General features: G+C 61.3%; 17 protein-coding genes. 14 read left to right on the top strand and 3 right to left on the bottom strand.

The window, feature by feature from the left end; translation table 11 throughout:
* The first annotated feature begins 230 nt into the window (after positions 1–230).
* From ccoN to fnr, 11 genes are all read left to right on the top strand, one after another.
* Positions 231–1691, top strand: coding sequence for a cytochrome-c oxidase, cbb3-type subunit I (gene ccoN / locus ACWF8S_RS03070; RefSeq protein WP_447555360.1), 1461 nt, complete (start codon positions 231–233; stop codon positions 1689–1691).
* Positions 1681–2289 (top strand): cytochrome-c oxidase, cbb3-type subunit II, encoded by a 609-nt coding sequence (gene ccoO / locus ACWF8S_RS03065; RefSeq protein ID WP_447555359.1) that lies wholly within the window; start codon positions 1681–1683, stop codon positions 2287–2289. Before ccoN ends, ccoO begins: the two co-directional genes overlap by 11 nt.
* Positions 2290–2505 (top strand): cbb3-type cytochrome oxidase subunit 3, encoded by a 216-nt coding sequence (locus tag ACWF8S_RS03060; RefSeq protein WP_447555358.1) that lies wholly within the window; start codon positions 2290–2292, stop codon positions 2503–2505.
* The gene (ccoP, locus tag ACWF8S_RS03055; RefSeq protein ID WP_447555357.1) at positions 2502–3452 is read left to right on the top strand and encodes a cytochrome-c oxidase, cbb3-type subunit III; all 951 of its coding nucleotides are present in this window, start codon (positions 2502–2504) and stop codon (positions 3450–3452) included. The genes ACWF8S_RS03060 and ccoP overlap by 4 nt, the downstream gene beginning before the upstream one ends.
* 121 nt (positions 3453–3573) lie before the next feature.
* Positions 3574–4956 carry a cytochrome c oxidase accessory protein CcoG gene (gene ccoG, locus ACWF8S_RS03050; protein ID WP_447555356.1) on the top strand — a complete coding sequence of 461 codons (1383 nt, stop codon included), beginning with the start codon at positions 3574–3576 and terminating at the stop codon, positions 4954–4956.
* A gap of 6 nt (positions 4957–4962) precedes the next feature.
* Positions 4963–5478, top strand: coding sequence for a FixH family protein (locus ACWF8S_RS03045; RefSeq protein WP_447555354.1), 516 nt, complete (start codon positions 4963–4965; stop codon positions 5476–5478).
* Positions 5475–7913: a heavy metal translocating P-type ATPase gene (locus ACWF8S_RS03040; RefSeq protein ID WP_447555353.1), complete on the top strand. Its 2439-nt coding sequence runs from the start codon at positions 5475–5477 to the stop codon at positions 7911–7913. The genes ACWF8S_RS03045 and ACWF8S_RS03040 overlap by 4 nt, the downstream gene beginning before the upstream one ends.
* Positions 7910–8113 carry a cbb3-type cytochrome oxidase assembly protein CcoS gene (ccoS, locus tag ACWF8S_RS03035; protein ID WP_447555352.1) on the top strand — a complete coding sequence of 68 codons (204 nt, stop codon included), beginning with the start codon at positions 7910–7912 and terminating at the stop codon, positions 8111–8113. The genes ACWF8S_RS03040 and ccoS overlap by 4 nt, the downstream gene beginning before the upstream one ends.
* Positions 8110–8811 (top strand): sulfite exporter TauE/SafE family protein, encoded by a 702-nt coding sequence (locus tag ACWF8S_RS03030; RefSeq protein WP_447555351.1) that lies wholly within the window; start codon positions 8110–8112, stop codon positions 8809–8811. Before ccoS ends, ACWF8S_RS03030 begins: the two co-directional genes overlap by 4 nt.
* A 110-nt stretch (positions 8812–8921) precedes the next feature.
* Positions 8922–10331 (top strand): oxygen-independent coproporphyrinogen III oxidase, encoded by a 1410-nt coding sequence (gene hemN, locus ACWF8S_RS03025; RefSeq protein ID WP_447555350.1) that lies wholly within the window; start codon positions 8922–8924, stop codon positions 10329–10331.
* A gap of 32 nt (positions 10332–10363) precedes the next feature.
* Entirely contained in the window at positions 10364–11104 is a 741-nt protein-coding gene (gene fnr / locus ACWF8S_RS03020) for a fumarate/nitrate reduction transcriptional regulator Fnr (protein ID WP_447555349.1), read from the top strand.
* 32 nt (positions 11105–11136) lie between these two features.
* Here the strand turns inward: fnr and ttcA are convergent, their stop codons facing one another.
* From ttcA to ACWF8S_RS03005, 3 genes are all read right to left on the bottom strand, one after another.
* Positions 11137–12039 (bottom strand): tRNA 2-thiocytidine(32) synthetase TtcA, encoded by a 903-nt coding sequence (ttcA, locus tag ACWF8S_RS03015; protein ID WP_447555348.1) that lies wholly within the window; start codon positions 12037–12039, stop codon positions 11137–11139.
* A 105-nt stretch (positions 12040–12144) separates the two neighbouring features.
* Positions 12145–12792 (bottom strand): DNA polymerase III subunit epsilon, encoded by a 648-nt coding sequence (locus ACWF8S_RS03010; RefSeq protein WP_447555347.1) that lies wholly within the window; start codon positions 12790–12792, stop codon positions 12145–12147.
* A gap of 4 nt (positions 12793–12796) precedes the next feature.
* Positions 12797–14614, bottom strand: a complete 1818-nt coding sequence (locus ACWF8S_RS03005) for a DUF294 nucleotidyltransferase-like domain-containing protein (protein ID WP_447555346.1) — start codon at positions 14612–14614, stop codon at positions 12797–12799.
* An 820-nt stretch (positions 14615–15434) separates the two neighbouring features.
* Between ACWF8S_RS03005 and ACWF8S_RS03000 the strand changes: the two genes are divergently transcribed.
* From ACWF8S_RS03000 to ACWF8S_RS02990, 3 genes are all read left to right on the top strand, one after another.
* Entirely contained in the window at positions 15435–15695 is a 261-nt protein-coding gene (locus tag ACWF8S_RS03000) for a DUF4212 domain-containing protein (protein ID WP_447555345.1), read from the top strand.
* Between the two features lie 2 nt (positions 15696–15697).
* Entirely contained in the window at positions 15698–17494 is a 1797-nt protein-coding gene (locus tag ACWF8S_RS02995) for a sodium:solute symporter family protein (protein ID WP_447555344.1), read from the top strand.
* Between the two features lie 102 nt (positions 17495–17596).
* On the top strand, positions 17597–18103 hold the full coding sequence (locus ACWF8S_RS02990; RefSeq protein WP_447555343.1) for a hypothetical protein: 507 nt from the start codon (positions 17597–17599) through the stop codon (positions 18101–18103).
* The last annotated feature ends 60 nt before the right edge of the window (positions 18104–18163 follow it).

The following is an 18163-nucleotide window of genomic DNA, read 5'->3' as shown; positions in this document are numbered from 1 at the left end:
CTGTCAATACGCTTTATGAATTTTTGATTCAAATTAGCGTGTTGCCTGCACGAGCCGAACCGGCTGCCTTGAGCGCCGACGAAGGATGCCGCAACTGCCCCCACTTCGTCAATCAAAAGTGTCACAATTGAAGGCGGTTTTCATTTCACGCGCTATTTAGCTTGGCGCGCCGCTACGCTAGACTCCCGCAGGGCTTGAAAAGCCCTCCCTGCGTTCGATGGAAAGCCCCTATGAGCCAAGTACTGAAAAGCGTGGAACCCGCCTACAACTACACCGTCGTTCGCCAGTTCGCGATGATGAGCGTGGTGTGGGGCATTGTGGGCATGGCGGTAGGACTTTTGCTGGCGGCCCAGCTGGTCTGGCCCCAGCTCAACCTGGGCCTCCCCTGGACGAGTTTTGGCCGCCTGAGACCGCTGCATACCAATCTGGTCATTTTCGCCTTCGGCGGCTCGGCGCTGTTCGCCACCTCGTATTATGTGGTGCAGCGTACCTGCCAGACCCGTCTTTACAGCGATCGCCTGACCGCTTTCACCTTCTGGGGCTGGCAGGCGGTAATCGTCGCCGCGCTCGTATCGCTGCCGCTTGGCCACACCACCACCAAGGAGTACGCCGAACTCGAGTGGCCGATCAGCGTCTTGCTGGCAGTGGTGTGGATAAGCTACGCCGTGGTCTTTCTGATGACCCTGAAGCGGCGCAACACGTCGCATATCTACGTGGCCAACTGGTTTTATGCGGCGTTCATCATCACCGTGGCGGTGCTGCATATCGTCAACAACGCAGCCCTTCCGGTCACGCCGATGTACTCCACCTCGCTCTACGCGGGAGCGGTGGATGCCATGGTGCAGTGGTGGTATGGCCATAACGCGGTGGGCTTTTTCCTGACCGCGGGGTTTCTGGGCATGATGTACTATTTCGTGCCCAAGCAGGCCGAGCGGCCGATCTACTCCTATCGGCTGTCCATCGTCCATTTCTGGGCGCTGATCATGATCTACATGTGGGCCGGGCCGCATCACCTTCACTACACCGCCCTGCCCAACTGGGCGCAGTCGCTGGGCATGGTGATGTCGATCATTTTGCTGGTGCCTTCCTGGGGCGGCATGATCAACGGCATCATGACGCTCTCCGGCGCCTGGCATAAGCTGCGTTCTGATCCGATCCTGCGCTTTCTGGTGGTCGCGCTCACCTTCTACGGCATGGCGACCTTCGAGGGCCCGATGATGGCGATCAAGACCGTCAACGCCTTCTCCCACTATACCGACTGGACCATCGGCCACGTTCACGCAGGCGCCCTTGGCTGGGTGGCGATGATCACCTTCGGCTCGCTGTATCACATGATTCCACGTCTTTACGGGCGCACCCAGATGCACTCGGTGGCGCTCATTTCGCTGCACTTCTGGCTTGCCACCATAGGCACGGTGCTCTACATCACCGCCATGTGGGTCAATGGTGTCATTCAGGGACTGATGTGGCGGGCGATCAATGCCGATGGCACGCTGATGTATCGCTTTGTCGACGCCGTCGAGGCCAGCCACCCAGGCTACCTGGTGCGCCTGCTCGGCGGGCTGTTCTTCTTGACGGGCATGCTGGTGATGGCGTTCAACGTCTACATGACGGTGAAGTATCGTCAAGTGCCGCAAAAGGCCAAGGCGCCGCAAGGCGCTACGCTTGCCGGAGGGCGCCATGAAGCATGAGCTGGTGGAGAAGAACGCCGGGTTTCTGGGCGCACTAATCCTGGTGGCGATCAGCTTTGGCGGGCTTGCCGAGATCGTGCCGCTATTTTTTCAAGAAGACACCACCGAACCCGTGGAGGGGCTCGAACCACTCACCGCCCTGGAGCTTGAAGGGCGCGATATCTATCGCCGCGAAGGGTGCGTGGGGTGCCACTCCCAGATGATTCGCCCGTTTCGCGCCGAAACCGAGCGCTACGGCCACTACAACGTGGCCGGCGAAGGCCTTTTTGAACACAACTTCCTGTGGGGTTCCAAACGTACCGGGCCGGACCTGGCCCGGGTGGGTGGGCGCTACAGTGACGCCTGGCACCGCGCGCACATGTACAACCCGCGCGATGTGGTGCCGGAGTCCATCATGCCGGCCTACCCCTGGCTTTTTCAGCGCGAGCTTGACGGCAAGGCCACTCCTGCCAAGATGCGCGCGCTGAAACGCCTCGGCGTTCCCTACACGACCGAGCAGATCGAAAACGCCGAAGAGCAGGTGCGCGGCACCCCGGAGATCACCGCGCTCATTGCTTACCTGCAGCAGTTGGGTACCGTTCTGGAGGGTACGCGCTAGATGGATACCGGCACCTTTCGCGGGCTGATCACCCTGGTTTTGATCATGGCCTTTATCGGCATCGTGGCGTGGGCGTACTCCCGACGCCGCCAGGAGGATTTCAACGAAGCAGCGAACCTGCCTTTCGCCGATGAGGAGACGCCCGGCGTGGAGACACCCGGCGTGGACTCGCCCGGGGACAATAGCGTCGACAGCGAGCAGGAGACGCGCCCATGAGCGATTTATGGGACAGCGCCCTGCCCGGCTTCTGGAGCGCCTGGGTCATCGTGCTCACCCTGGGCACCCTGGCGCTGGTGGTCTGGGTGGTGATGGCCAACGACGGGCGCGACCATACCCCGGGAGCGGATGGTGAAAGTGCGACCACCGGCTTTAGTGCAGACGGTATCGAAGAGTACGACAACCCCATGCCCAAGTGGTGGTTCTACCTCTTCGTGACCACCATCGTGTTTGCGCTGGCGTATCTGGCGCTCTACCCAGGCCTCGGCAACTTTCGCGGGGTTCTGGGCTGGAGCCAGGAGGCGCAGTGGGAGGAAGAGGTCGCCGCCGCCGAGGCGCGCTTCGGGCCGATTTTCGCCCAGTACCACCGTGTGGCGATTCCCGAGCTGGCCCAGGATGGCGAGGCCATGCAGATCGCCGAGCGCATCTTCATGAACAACTGCGCCATGTGTCATGGCGTCAATGCCCAGGGCGGCGACGGGTTCCCCAACCTGACCAACGACGACTGGCTCTACGGCGGTGACCCCGAGACGCTTGTTGCGACCCTGACCCACGGGCGGCGCGGGGTGATGCCCGCCTGGGGGCACCTGGGGGAAGAGACCCTGGAGGATTTGACTCACTACGTGCTCGCCCTTTCCGGGCTCGAGCACGAACCCGCGCGCGCCGAGGGCGGCGAGGCCACCTATTCGAGTTTCTGCGTGGCCTGCCACGCCCCGAACGGTACCGGCAACCAGGCCCTCGGCGCACCGAACCTGACCAACGATACCTGGCTCTACCAGGCCCCCGGCCAAAGCGTGGCGGACGCGGTTCGCCAAACCCTGACCGATGGCCGACGCGGCCAGATGCCCGCCCAGGCGCCCTTTATCGGCGCCGAGCGCGTGCACCTGGTGGCCGCCTACGTCTACAGCCTGCGACTTGACCGTCAAGACCGCGCCCCAGGCCCCTAGCAGGCGCCAATTCGCCGCACCTCGGCGGCGTGAAAGCTAACTCAAAGCAACAAATGAGCGTGCAATTGTTGTTATCATCTCTGCACGCGATAGCACGCCCTCTCTCTTGAGCTGGAGTTTGATGCAGCCGATACCCGCCCAGGATATAACCCCACGCCCCACTGGCAAGCCCGCAGCGAACAGCGCCCGGCTCTATGTGCGCGAAAGCCAGGGGGGTTTCCAGCGGATTCGCCGCTGCCTGAACGTCGTGCTGATGGCGGGCTTTTTCCTGCTGCCCTGGCTTGACGTGCAGGGGCGACCGGCTATCTGGCTGGATATTCCCGGACGCGAATTTCACCTTTTCTTTGCCACGTTCTACCCGCAGGAATTCATTCTTCTGGCGCTTTTATTCATCGTGGCCGCCTTCGGGCTTTTTTGCATTACCGTGCTGGCGGGGCGGGTGTGGTGCGGCTATACCTGCCCGCAAAGCGTCTGGAGCTTCTTGTTCATGTGGGTAGAACACCGCCTGGAGGGCTCGCGCCACCGGCGTATCCGTCTGGATCGCACGCGGCCCGCCTCTCATCTGAGCCGAAAGGCGCTCAAGCACGTCCTGTGGGCCTTGATCGCGCTGGCCACCGGCCTCACAGTGGTGGGCTACTTTGCGCCGATCCGCACACTCGTGGTGGATCTGGTAACACTCGAGTCTCACGGCTGGGCCGTGTTCTGGGTGGGCTTTTTCAGCTTTTTCACCTACCTCAATGCCGGCTGGCTGCGCGAGCAGGTATGTCTTTACATGTGCCCCTACGCACGCTTTCAATCGGTGATGTTCGACCGCAATACGCTGACAGTGGCTTATGATGCTGCCCGAGGCGAACCCCGTGGGCGCCACACGCTTAAAACCCCCACCGCCCCCGGCGGTGATTGCATCGACTGTGAGCTCTGCGTGCAGGTATGCCCGACGGGTATCGATATTCGCGACGGGCTTCAGTACGCCTGCATTCAGTGCGCCGCCTGCGTGGATGCCTGCAACACCGTAATGGATCGCATCAAAAAACCTCGGGGCTTGATTCGCTACGCCACCCAGAACCGCATGGAGGGAGGCGTACCCTCACTGGTTCGCCCTCGCCTTCTTGGCTACTTCGCAGCCCTGATGGTGGCCGTGGGGGCGCTGGCCTTTGCACTGACCCAGCGGGTGCCGGTAAGCTTCGAGGCCGAGCGCGCGCGGGCCACGCTCTACACCACGACAGCCAGCGGTGAGATTCAAAACGTTTACCGCCTGATCGTACGCAACCGCGATCGTCAGGCGCGCACCTATCAACTGGGCGCCGAGGGCATCCCCGGCGCCCGCCTTAGTGCCCACACGCTGAAAGTGCCCGCTGGCGCCACCCGCGCCCAGGTAGTGAGCGTGACCGCCCCCGCCGAGGGGCTTGCGCCAAGCCAGGCGCTCAACCTTATTCTGCAGGCCGAGCACGCGGACATACGCGCCGAGCGAGAAACGCGTTTTTTAAGCGGCGAGAGGAGGTAAGCCACCATGCTGGATTCCGCGCCGCCCCCCTGGTATCGCCAGTTCTGGCCCTGGTTCTTGATCACCCTGCTGCTCTCCTCGATGCTGGTGAGCGTGAGCTTTGCGGTGATTGCCATCAGAACCTTCGACGGCATGGTGGTACAGGAGGACTATTTTGAACATGGCAAGGCGATCAATACGGTACTCGCCAAGGCCGAGCGCGCCGACGCCCTGAACCTTGGCGCGACGCTCATCATCGACCCGCTCACCCAGGACGTGGTTCTGGATCTGACCGGCCAGGACAGACCGGACACTTTGACGCTGAACCTGATTTTTCCTACCCAGGACAACCGGGACGTCACCTTGGCGTTGACTCATCGCCGCGACGGACGCTACGTCGGCCAGGCCCCGGCGGGGCTGCGTCACCGCTGGTACGTCGCGCTCACCCCGCAGGACTCGCCGGACTGGCGGCTCACCGGCGAGATCACCCTGCCCAGTGAGAACGCCACCCTGCTTGCCCCCGGCGGGAGCCGCGCGCCATGACGGCGCCGTGCTATCACTGCGGCACGCCGGTGCCTGCCGGCGCGCCCTGGCACATCACCCTGGACGACACCGTGCATCCGCTTTGCTGCCCCGGTTGCGAGGCGGTGGCGCACGCCATCGTCGAGGGCGGGCTCGAGAACTACTACCGCTACCGTACCGAGCTTTCCGCCCGTCCGGACAGCGGACAGGCCGCCCGAACGCAAACCTGGTCGGCCTTTGACCATCCCGACCTGCAGGCCCAGTTCGTCCACCCACAGGAGGCAGGCGTTCGCGCCACGCTTGCCGTGGAAAACATCACCTGCGCGGCCTGCGCCTGGCTCATCGAGCACCGCCTCAATGCGCTGGAGGGTATCACCAGCAGCGCGGTCAATCTCAGCGACCACCGCCTGCGGGTGAGCTGGGACCCGGCAACACTCACGCCCTCCCGCATCTTTGCCGAGCTGGCCGCCATCGGCTATGAAGCGATGCCCTTCGAGCCCGACCAGGCCCAGAAGCGGCTGAAGGCGGATGAACGCATGACCGTGCGCCGTCTGATCGTGGCGGCTGCCGGCATGATGCAGGTGGTGATGTTCTCCATCCCGATTTACGTGGCAGGCCCGGGTGAGCTGAGTGCGGACTTCTTCGCCCTGTTCCACTGGCTGTCGCTTGCGCTGACCACGCCGGTGGTGCTGTTCTCCGCCTGGCCCTTTTTCCAGACGGCGTTGCGTGAACTTCGCCATCGCCGGCTGGGCATGGAAGTGCCGGTGGCGCTGGCCATTGGCGGGGCGTATCTGGCCAGCGCCTATGCAGTGGTGTTCAACCAGGGCGAGGTCTATTTCGACTCCATCGCCATGTTCACCTTCTTCTTGCTCTTCAGCCGCTATATCGAGGCACGTACCAGGCGGCGCAATGGCCGTAGCGGCAACGCCTTGAGCGGCGCGCTGCCCGCCTCCGCGGTGCGCCTGGACGCTGATGGCGACGAGCGGGTCGTGCCTGCAAGCCATCTTGAAAGAGATGATCTGATCCTGGTGAAACCCGGCGTGACCGTTCCCGCCGACGGCATCATCGAGCAGGGCGAGTCGAGCCTGGACGAGTCGATGCTCACCGGGGAGTATCTGCCCGTTACCCGGCGCCTGGGGGAACGGGTGACCGGGGGCAGCCAGAATATGGAAAACGCGCTGGTGGTTCGCGTCACCCACCCAGGCCGTCAGGCGACGGTCTCCCATATTCTCGACTTGACCGACCGCGCCTTTGCCAGCCGGCCGAAGCTCGCCCGGCTGGCAGAAAGAATGGCTCACCGCTTCGTCTTTCGTCTGCTGCTGGTAACGATGGGTGTCGCCATCGCGTGGACGTTCATCGACCCGACTCGGGCATTCTGGATCACACTGTCGGTACTGGTGGTGACCTGCCCCTGCGCGCTCGCCCTGGCAGCGCCTACCGTCCTTGCCGCGGGTCACGGCCAGCTTGCCAGGCGCGGTGTGCTGATCACCCGGGCGGACGCCCTGGAGGCCTTGTCCGGCGTCACCCGCGTGGTGTTCGATAAAACCGGCACCCTGACCCGCGGCGAGATGCGCCTGAACGCCACACAGACCCTGGATGCCGCCTTCTCACCCGGCGAGGCTCGACGTATCGCCGCCGCTCTGGAAGCTCACTCCGAACACCCGATCGCCTCGGCGTTTCGCCCCTTCAAGGAGGCGACACCGACGGCAAGGGACGTTACCCGACACACCGGTTTCGGGCTGAGCGCCACCTTGGGCGGTGCTACCTGGCGCCTGGGCCGGCCGGCATTCGCCGCAGATGCCGAGCTTACGCCCCCCGGGCCAGGCCAGTGGCTGCTGCTCAGCGAGGAGTACGTCCCCAAAGCCTGGTTCGAGCTCGAGGACGGCCTGCGCGAGGACGCCGCCGCTGCCATCGCCAAGCTGAAGGCTCAGGGGGTCGGGGTAGAGCTTCTCTCCGGCGACACCGCCTACGCCGTCGAGCGCCTGGCCGAGACACTCGGAATCGAGACCTGGCAGTTCGATGCCACGCCCGAGGCCAAGCTTGACCGGCTTCGCGCGCTACAGGCCGGCGGCGAGCGTGTCCTGATGGTGGGTGACGGCATCAACGATGTGCCGGTACTCGCCGGCGCCGATGTGGCCCTGGCAATGAACAGTGCCACCGACCTGGCGCGTACCCGAGCCGACGCCCTGCTGCTGAGCCCACGCCTTGAGCGCATACCCGAGGCCCTCATGATCGCGCGGATGACCCAGCGCATCATGCGTCAGAACATGACCTGGTCGGTATGCTATAACGCCCTGGCCCTGCCTCTGGCGGCGCTGGGCCTTGTTCCGCCCTGGCTTGCTGCCCTGGGCATGTCGTTGAGTTCGCTGGTGGTGGTGGGCAACGCTCTGCGCCTGAACCGCCGCCCACGCGCTCAGACGATCACACCCTCCATTGGCCGGACGGTAAGCGCATGACGATTCTCTATCTGCTCATTCCGCTTTCCCTGACGCTGCTGGGCCTGGCTGTCTGGGCGTTTTTCTGGGCGGTGAAAAACGACCAGTTCGACGACCTGGAAGGCCCTGCCCACCGCATCTTGTTCGACGACGACTTGCCGCCGCCTGCAAAGCACCGCCCAAGCGATGATTCGCCTGCGTCCAGGGAGCCGCCCTCATGAACCCCACCGGGCTCGATCTGCCCCCGCTTCTCGCCGCGCTGGTATTCGGCCTGCTGGGGGGCGCCCACTGTATCGGCATGTGCGGCGGCATCATGAGCGCGCTGGCCTTTGCCGTGCCTCCCAGCATGCGCCACCCCGCGCGCATGACAGGGCTTTTGCTCAGCTACAACACCGGGCGCATCATAAGCTATATGCTGGCCGGCGCCCTGGTCGCGGGACTGGGGACGTTGGTCTCGCTTGCCCCCGCCGCCCGCCTGATCTTGCAGGTAATCGCCGCAGTCATGCTGATACTCATGGCGCTGTATATCGCCAACTGGTGGAAGGGGCTGCTTTGGCTCGAAGGGCTGGGGCGGCGCCTGTGGCGTCTTATCGAACCCCTGGGCCGGCGCCTGATGCCGGTGGTGCACCTGCCCCAGGCCTTCGTGCTCGGCGCGCTTTGGGGCTGGCTGCCCTGTGGGCTGGTCTACTCCATGCTGGCCTGGAGCATGGCCACCGCGGACCCGCGCCAGGGCGCGCTGATCATGGGGGCCTTCGGTCTGGGCACTCTGCCCGCCCTGCTGGCCACTGGCCTTGCCGCGCGCGCCTTGAGCGGCCTTATCCGCCATCCCGCGACCCGCGCAGGCGCCGCCATCATCATTATCGGCTTTGCGCTTTATCAGCTCTGGGCGCTTTTGCCCCACGCTGCCCACTCGCCCTAGCGGGCGGCTTTATTGACCCAGCTCAACGTCCAGCCATTTCAATGGCGCTAACATGGAAGCCACCGTCGAATCGACCCGGCGCGTTTTTCCTTCTCTGCCCGGAAGCTTTTATGCCTACCTGCGCTCATGTTATTGCCGCAACACCCGCTCCCGCCTGGGATGAAGCGCTTGTGCGCCGCTACGATAAAAGCGGGCCGCGCTACACCTCCTACCCCACGGCCCTGGCCTTTCACGAGGGATTTACCCCGCAAGATTTCACCGCAGCGCTGGAACGAAGTAACGCCGATCAACGGGCGCTGTCGCTTTACGTGCATATCCCGTTTTGCGAGAAGATCTGCTTTTACTGCGCCTGCAACAAGATCGCCACGAAAAACCGTGCTTTGGCGGAGCCCTATCTTTCTCGGCTGGACAGAGAGATGGTGCTCGCTGCCCGGCACGTGGATACCACCCGCCCCGTACAGCAGCTTCACTGGGGCGGCGGCACGCCGACCTTTCTGACGCTTTCACAGATGGGCGACTTGATCGACCGGCTGGACGCACGGTTTGGGCTCTCAAGCGACCCGGAACGCGATTATGCCATCGAGATCGACCCCCGCGAGGCGGACGTGTTCACGCTGCGGCATTTGCAGTCACTGGGATTCAACCGGCTAAGCCTCGGCGTTCAGGATCTGGATATCGACGTGCAGCAGGCAATCAACCGTGTACAGCCCCGGCGGCTGACCGAAACCCTGATGGACGAGGCGCATCGGCTGGGGTTTGGTTCGCTCAACGTGGATCTGATCTATGGGCTGCCCCGCCAGACGGAGCAGCGCTTCGCCCATACGCTTGGCCAGATCATCGAGCTCAACCCGGCACGACTTTCGCTATTCAACTACGCTCATCTGCCGACACGCTTCGCCCCCCAGCGGCGTATTCAGGAAAGCGAGCTGCCCAGCGCCGACGAAAAGCTTGCCATCCTGCGCGCCAGTATCGAAATGCTCCACCAGGCGGGCTACGTGCATATCGGCATGGACCACTTCGCCCGCCCGGATGACAGCCTGACACTGGCCCAGCAGCAGGGAACGCTACAGCGCAATTTCCAGGGGTACTCCAGCCACGCCCAGTGTGACTTGATTGGCCTGGGGGTCTCGGCGATTTCACGGGTGGGCGATGTCTACGCGCAAAATCCGGTAACCCTTGACGCCTACGCCCACGCGCTGGATCAAGGGCATCTGCCGACCTGCAAGGGCCTGCGCCTGAACCAGGACGATCTCATTCGCCGCGAGGTGATCGAGCGCTTGATGTGCGACATGCGCATTGACCTGGCCGCCATCGGCGAGCGTTTCGACATCGACAGCGAAGCGTATTTCGCCGATGCCCTGAAGGCCCTGGCCCACGCGGAACGCGACGGGCTGGTAACCCGTCAAGGGCTGACGCTGACGGCCACGCCCATCGGGCGGCTGTTGATTCGCCACCTGGCCATGGCCTTTGACAAGCACCTGACAGAGCAATGCGTCGCGCGTTACTCTAGAATCTTGTAATCTCGCGCGAATATCCATGAAAGGAGAAGGTGATGTCGACCCCTGCCAGCCAACGCCGCTCGCTGCTTCAGGCGCCACGCTGCCAAACCTGCAGCCTGAGTTCGCTGTGTTTGCCGTTGGCGCTGCAGCTTGAGGACGTCAGTCAGTTCGATGCGATCATTCGTCGTCGGGCGCCGCTTAAAAAGGGCGAAGTGTTGTTTCATCAGGGCGAACGGTTTGCCAGTGTCTTTGCCGTGCGTTCGGGAAGCCTCAAGCAGGTCACCAGCGAAGGCAACGGCGATGATCAGCTCACCAACTTCTACCTGCCAAGCGAGCTGGTCGGCCTGGACGGTATCGATGAGGAGTTCTACCCGGGCGGCGCCATCGCGCTGGAAACCACCACGGTGTGCGAGATTCCCTTCAAGCATCTGGACAAGTTGTCCGAGGAATTGCCCGAGCTCAGAGGTCAGCTCTATCGCAGCATGAGCAAGGAGCTTCGCGACGACCGGCGGATGATGCGTCTTCTCTCGCGCAAGACCGCCGACCAGCGTCTGGCAAGCTTTCTCATCACGCTTTCCGACCGCTTTCGTCGCCGGGGCTACTCGCCCTACAGTTTCCGGCTCTCCATGGCGCGAGCGGATATCGGCAACTACCTGGGCCTGGCGGTGGAGACGGTCAGCCGTATCCTGAGCCGACTGCAGCAACAGCAGGTAGTGGCCGTCTCCGGGCGTGAAGTGAATATCCTGGACATGACGCGACTGATCACCCTGGCCGACGAAGAGGGCGAGGCCTAGGCCCTCTCATCGGGTTCTGGTCTCGACCACGCCTAGCCGACGTTCAGGGCCTGGATACGTCCGGCCCTGAGCTCGGCCTGTCGGGCCTCGAGGCCCTTGAAATCAAAAAGTTCACGGTCGGCAAGCTGGGAAGGCGCTACGTTGGTCACCGCCTTGAACATGCTCTCGAGCCTGCCCGGGTACTTTTTATCCCACTCGGCGAGCATCGCCTTGACGTTCTGGCGCTGCATGTTGGGCTGTGAGCCGCACAGGTTGCAGGGAATGATGGGAAACTCCATCAGCCGCGAGAACTCGGCGATATCCGCCTCCTTGCAGTAAGCCAGCGGGCGAATCACGATGTTCTTGCCATCATCGGACAACAGCTTAGGCGGCATGGCCTTGAGCGTGCCGCCGAAGAACATGTTCAGAAACAGCGTTTCCAGAATGTCTTCGCGGTGGTGGCCAAGCGCCACCTTGGTGGCACCGATCTCTTCGGCAAAGCCGTAGAGCGAGCCCCGGCGCAGGCGTGAACAGAGCGCGCAGGTGGTCTTGCCTTCCGGGGTCTTCTCCTTCACCACCGAATAGGTATCCCGCTCGAGGATATGGTACTCGACGCCTTGCCTGTCGAGATATTTCGGCAGTACGTGCTCGGGAAAACCGGGCTGTTTCTGGTCGAGATTCACCGCCACCAGTGAAAAGTTCACCGGGGCATTGCGCTGCAGATTGCGCAGAATCTCGAGCATGGTGTAGCTGTCCTTGCCACCGGAAAGACACACCATCACCCGGTCGCCTTCCTCGATCATGTTGTAATCGAGAATGGCATTGCCTACTTCGCGACGAAGCCTTTTTTGCAACTTGTTGAATTCGCGCTTTTGTTTGACATCGTCAGGGCCGGCCGGGCTCAAGGACGCGCCAGCCTCGGCAACGACGGGGTCGAAATGATCGGGTTGCTGCATGGTATAAGCACTGCCGGTGATGGGGGTGAAGCCCGCTATTCTATCAAGACTCCTCTATTCACCCAATACAGCCTTCCCATAAGCTTTCCATACCCTTGTTTCCGGCTAGGCTTCAAGGGCTGCGTCACGCTGCAGGCGCATGTACAAAAGCGCGCAGGCGCTCGCTTCACTCAACAGCGACGGCCAGGCCTGAACGGGCAACCGTGACTGACCAAGCGCCTGGTTGAAGCTCGCCGCTGCCCAGGGTTCCACATGGGAGCGCTTTTGTTTTCGCTGGTAGAGCTTGGCGACATCGACTTGGGTATTGGGCAGATCAAAGCCCAACCGCGCGTTGAACAGGCGATTGATCGGCGCGACGGCCTCATTGATGTCCCATCCCACTACCGGACGATTACCGATGAACTCCGCCAGCGCACTGATGTTTTCCACCGTCGGTGACATCAGCGCGGTGGTGCCGTGACGAGCGCTGTGGTCTTTCAGCGCGCCTCGCTTCACCCGGGTCAAGTCGGCCAGCGTGGCCACCCAGGCGGTTCGGGTATGCACGCGGCGCTGATCAAAGACCACCGCGGCCACGCTCAGGATCTGTTCGTCGGGGACGAACCTGAACGCCAGCGCCACCAGCTCCTCACCCAGATAGGGATGGAAGAGCCACTCGAAAGAAGAGCCCATGCACCGGCGGCGGTCGCTTTCGCGCTTGAAAAGTGTGCGCAGCGAGCCGCCGAACAGGGAAATATGCTGGTCCATTAAACGCATGCCGCTATGAGTACTCCAGATGGTAACGGTGGGTCAGGCGCGACTTGAACTCCTTGACGATATGCAGCGCTTCGCGCAGCAGATCCCGCTCCAGGGTCGAAAGCGCTTGCACCACCACGTGATTGGCCGGTCCGACGGAAGGTGTTTGTCGTACGCCAAGCTGCTGGCGCAGGCGAAGCTCGATGAAAAGTGACAGCGCCTCGCCCAGGTCGTCGGCAAAGCGCCGCTCCAGGCGGCCGTCAGCGACCAGCGCGTCCAGCCGCTCCAAGGTGCTGGTTGTCTTGATACGTCGCTCAAGGGCCATGGTGCGCACGCCGTGAACGATGGGAAAAATGCCGCCTTTCTTGATATCGATACCGTGTTCGCGCCTTTTCAGCGACCCGAAAAGCGTCAGCGGCGTGGAGAAACCGAGCGCGGCCCGGGCGAAGTAGCTCAACAGCAGCTCGTCATCGGCGCAGCGCTCGAAAAGTGCCTGCTGAACACGGCTTGCAAGCCGGGAATTGCCGGCGACAGGGTGGGCATCCAGCATGATGGCAAGCTTCATGAGGCTTTTGCCATCACGGCTTTCGGCCCACCGCCCTATACGCTGGCGCCACGTGGCGACACTGCCTACCCATTCGGGGTTGGAAACCATGATGTTGCCCGGGCACGGCGGATAGCCAAGCTCGATCAGTGTCCGGGTCAGGGCCTGCATCTGCGGGGGCGCTTCAGGCCAGCACTGATCATCATCGAGGATCAGCGCGTTGTCCTGATCGGTCTTGAGTATCTGCTCGCCCCGGCCTTCGCTGCCCATCACCACCAGGCAGCACTTCTCCTGCAAAGGGCCAGTCACGCTGAACGTCCAGGCCTTGTTGATGATGCGCCCGTTCAGCGCGGCCAGAAGCTCCATGACAAAGCGCAGCTTCACCCCTTGGGCCATCAGCGCCTGGACAAGTTCGGGGGTACGCCGGCTGGCCTGGGCCAGGGCTTCCAGGTCACTTGCCTTCTCGACTTGAAGCCCCACCACGTAGCTTCGGCTGGAAAAGTAGCTCAGCACATCGGTGAGCTCCACGATGCCGCAAAGCGTGCCCTGCGCCATGACGACCACCCGAGCCACCTTGTGACGGGTCATCAGTACCAGAGCTTCAAACAGGTACTGCTCGGGAGAGGCCACGATCAACGCGGTATGCGCCAGGGTTGCGATCCTGGTCGTAGCGGGGCTTTGATCCATCACCAGGGCGTTGAGAAGGTCGGTCTTGGTCACCATGCCGTAGCTTCCCCGGGTGCTGACCAGAAGACTGTCGGCGTGGTTGTCCAGCAGTGTGGCCACCGCGCCTTTGATGTCCTCGTCTTCCTCGATCACGATGGGCGCGCGCATGCACTCGCCCACCTTGGCGAGCATGAACCCTGCCATGGTGAGCCCACCCGCCGCGCGGCGCTCGGTCAAAAGCCGTGCCTTGTGCGAAAGGGACTGCTTGAAGAACGCCTCGAAATCCGGGTACTGCTGGCAAAGTGCGCCAAACACCGCCTTGGGAAGGATATGGCAAAGCGTCTCCTGTTCTGCTTCGAAACGGTAGCGGCTTTTGCCGTTCAAGAGGCTGATCGCGCCGAACAGATCGCCGGCTGTGTAGTGGCCGATGCGCGCCTGAGCCTGAGGCATGGTGGGGTCAAGCTCGGTAACATCACCTTTATGAATGATGAAAACGCCTTCGGCCTCGCGACCCGACTCCAGGATGATATCGCCAGTATCGAAGTAGGCCAGATCCAACCCACCGCGCGCGCATTCGATGCCCGCCTCGTCCAGCAGGGAAAATGGAAGTTTTGAAAGATCGGCCTCGACCATGGATCACCCCGGTTGCAAATGCGGCCCAAACCCGCACAGAGCACTCAAAAAGACGCCCGCGCACTCGACACTTGAATAAACGATGGTTATTCACTGCGCGTCTTAAAATGGCTGGACGAATACTTCTTATACTTTAAGCTATAAAGCCAAGGTCTAATCGACGTTCAGTTAAACCTCATTACTTGCCATTACTCGTTAACCAATGATGAGTATTCATACAAAAAGCGTGAATAAAGCTTCCTGTATTGTGACGAAGTTGTGAAACTCTCCATTCAAGGCAACTCAAGGCAGCCAAGTTCAAGACAAAAAAACTCAAGACAAAAAAGTTCTAGATAACCAAGCTCAGGAGAACGAAGGTCAGGGCAATTAGAACCGCCCTCTTAAAGTAGCAAACATGGTTTTAGAGTGATCTATAGACTATCGTCCTATCCTGACTAAAGTCGCATCCCGCCATTATAAAATGTTAGGAAATTGAATAATTTCCCTGTATAAAGCCGTAAGTCGGCAGCGTCTTGAGTACGTGATACCAAAGTCTGGATTTATTTTTTCTATTTATTGGCCAGTATTACTTTGAGTCGATCAAGGTAATATTGGCTTTGGAACAATGTTCACCGCGTACCTGACGACAACAACCAAGAAGAAACGCTCGTGAAGAAAGGTTAATGAAGAAAAAAGGGGAAAGCCGCAGGGGCGTAAGCAGCATCTAGTCTTTCGGCAAGGGACCCTCTTCCTCCCAACGATTTATCTTGTACGGCGCGGGGCAAGTTGCCCGCAGTGAGCTCACTTTCCAACCTTAAAACCATAAATGGAGAGCACCAACATGGCAGACGACAAATCTAATGCTGCTGCATATTGGAAAGCCAACGTTCGTTTGATCTTTGGATGCCTGGTGGTCTGGGCATTCGTATCCTACGGCTGCGCCATTCTGTTTCGCCCACTGCTGGCCTCGATTTCCGTGGGCGGCACGGATCTCGGCTTCTGGTTCGCCCAGCAGGGCTCCATTCTCACCTTTATCGTTCTGATCTTCTTCTATGCCTGGAGAATGAATCAGCTCGACAAGAAATTCGGCCTGGGAGAGTAAGAATGAGCCAGTTTGCAATCAACTTACTGTTTGTTGGCGCCTCGTTCGTGCTCTATATCGGGATTGCGATATGGGCGCGCGCCGGTTCCACCAAGGATTTCTACGTTGCCGGCGGCGGCGTTCACCCTATCACCAACGGCATGGCGACCGCCGCGGACTGGATGTCGGCGGCGTCCTTCATCTCCATGGCAGGTCTGATCGCCTCCGGCGGCTACGCCAACTCCACCTTCCTGATGGGCTGGACCGGCGGCTTCGTCATTCTGGCCATGCTGCTGGCCCCGTACCTGCGCAAGTTCGGCAAGTTCACCGTGCCGGACTTTATCGGTGAACGCTTTTATAGCCGTACCGCCCGCGTGGTCGCGGTCATCTGCTTGATCATCGCCTCGGTGACCTACGTTATCGGCCAGATGACCGGCGCCGGCGTTGCCTTCTCGCGCTTTCTGGAGGTGCCCAGTACCTGGGGTATCTGGATCGCCGCAGCCATCGTGTTCCTTTATGCGGTGTTCGGCGGCATGAAGGGCATTACCTACACCCAGGTGGCACAGTACATCGTGCTGATCGTGGCCTACACGATTCCGGCGGTGTTTATCGCCATGCAGCTGACCGGCAATCCGATTCCGATGTTCGGAATGTTCAGCACCCACACCGAATCCGGCGTGCCGCTTCTGCAAAAGCTTGACGATGTCGTCAACGCACTGGGCTTTCAGGACTACACCGCTGACGTGGACAACAAGCTCAACATGGTGCTGTTCACTTTGTCGCTGATGATCGGTACCGCCGGTCTCCCTCACGTCATCATCCGCTTTTTCACCGTCCCCAAGGTCGCCGATGCACGCTGGTCGGCGGGCTGGGCGCTGGTGTTCATCGCACTTTTGTACCTGACCGCCCCGGCGGTAGCTTCCATGGCGCGTTTGAACCTGATGACCACGGTGTACCCGGAAATGACCGGTCAGGTCGAGGATTACGAGGCGGCCGCGGCCGAACCGATTCTTTACGCCGACCGTCCCGCCTGGTTCCAGACCTGGGAAGACACCGGTCTGATCACCTACAACGATCTTAACGATGACGGCCGTATCCAGTTCTACAACGACACCAACACGGACTTCACCGGCACCGCCGAAGGACGCGGCTGGGCAGGCAACGAGCTGACCGTCAACAATGACATCCTGGTACTCGCCAACCCGGAAATTGCCAATCTTCCCGGCTGGGTGATCGGTCTGATCGCGGCGGGCGGTATCGCGGCGGCGCTGTCGACCGCGGCAGGGTTGTTGCTTGCGATCTCCTCGGCCATCAGTCATGACCTGATCAAGAACACCATCAACCCCAATATCAGCGAGAAAAACGAAATGCTGGCGGCCAGGATTTCGATGGGAGGCGCGATACTGCTTGCCACCTACCTGGGCCTGAACCCGCCCGGGTTTGCCGCGCAAACCGTCGCACTGGCCTTCGGTATCGCGGCGGCGTCGCTGTTCCCGGTACTCATGATGGGTATCTTCTCCACCCGCATGAACAGCGCCGGCGCCATCTGCGGTATGCTGGCGGGCCTGGTGGCAACCCTTCTGTACATCTTCACCTATCTTGGCTGGTTCTTCATTCCGGGCACCAACATGCTGCCCAACACGCCGGATAACTGGTTCATCGGTATCTCGCCGCTCTCCTTCGGCGCGGTGGGTGCATTGATCAACTTCGCCGTGGCCTTCGCCGTGTCGAGCATGACCGCTGCACCGCCTCGCGAGATTCAGGAACTGGTGGAAAGCGTGCGCTACCCGAAAGGGGCTGGTGTTGCCATTGACCACTAAGCCATACTGCTGAATCCGCCTTAAAGGCATACCACAATGTGAACGCGGGCTTCCCAAGGGAGGCCCGCCTTCTTTTAGAAACCAGTATTAGGAAACGCGCTTATGATCTGGCACCTGGTTGCCGCTGTATTTGCTGCCTTGGCTGCGGCGGGGGTGGGACTCATCCTGCGCAAGCTGTCGCGAGGGCGCTTGCCGAAATGGATCGTGCCGGTATTCGCGGGTCTTGGCATGCTGAGCTATCAAATTCATGTGGAGTACAGCTGGTTCGAGCATAAAAAAGCCCAGCTTCCCGCCTCCTCCGACGTCATCGATAGCGCGACAGGTACCGAGGTCTGGCGACCCTGGACCTTCTTTTTCCCGATGACGACCCGCTTTAGCGTCATCGACCGGGAAAGTATCCAGCGCGATGGGCAGACCGGGATTGTCAGGTTCATGCTCTACCACTTCGAACGCCACCATACCGATCTGGTCATTCCTCAGGCCTATGTGCTCAACTGCGCCAACCGCGAGCTTGTCCCCTTGAACGGCGACAGTGAACCGGACCTGGAGGGAATTCGCACCCTGCGAACCTCGTCCGAGCTTTTGAATACCGCCTGCCGCGAGGCATAGACGTCATACTCGCCACCTGACGCCTTGGGTAATTTAACCTAGACTAGGCGGCTTCAAGGG

This window comes from Vreelandella xerophytica, assembly GCF_968048975.1.
This window is presented reverse-complemented; position numbering and strand designations above follow the sequence as displayed.